This is a genomic window from Microbacterium umsixpiens (assembly GCF_053543675.1).
On the sequence record NZ_JBLVOH010000152.1, the window covers coordinates 42,740 to 43,363 of the forward strand.

Annotated in this window: 1 protein-coding gene; it reads right to left on the reverse strand. The window is 73.6% G+C overall.

Annotation, left to right across the window (positions count from 1 at the left end; all coding sequences use genetic code 11):
* Nucleotides 1-26 precede the first annotated feature (26 nt).
* A partial coding sequence (locus tag ACNPM4_RS15195) for an SDR family NAD(P)-dependent oxidoreductase (protein ID WP_448986226.1) occupies nt 27-624 on the reverse strand: 598 nt, incomplete at its 5' end.

A 624-nucleotide genomic window follows, 5' to 3' on the forward strand; every position in this document is an offset into this window, starting at 1 on the left:
CCTTCTTCGTCGTGTGGACTGCGGGATCAGAGCCAGCGATCCCGCAGGACCGGCTTCAGCCAGGCTGCGGGGGACGAGATCGAGAGGCCGCCGTCGACCGCGATGGACGTTCCCGTGACGAAGGAGGCGGCGTCGGAAGCGAGGAATGCCACGACCGAGGCGACCTCCTCCGGTCGGCCGATGCGTCCGAGGGGGTAGCCCTCGCTCTCACCGGTGTCCGCGGCTGAGATGCTGCCCGGCTGCACGGCGTTGACCCGGATGCCCTGGGGGCCGTAGTCGAGCGCCAGCTGCCGCACGAGGCCGTCCACGCCCGCCTTGGCGGCCGCGTAGGCGGGCAGGGCAGGGGCGGCGAGCGATGAGTTCACCGAGGTGACCGCGACGATCGACGATCCGCGCGTGAGACGGGGGAGTGCCGCCCGCGCCACGAAGAACGCCGAGTCCAGCGTCGCGCCGAGCGCTCCGCGCCAGTCTTCGTCGCTCGTGGCCTCGGCACGCCCGATCGGCATGCGGCCCGCGGCGAGCACCACCACGTCGAGCCGGCCCAGCGCCAGCTCGGCGTCGGCGACGGCGCGGTCGGCGGCCTCCGGCGCGCTGCAGTCCGCGACCAGGTAGCGCTCGAAGACC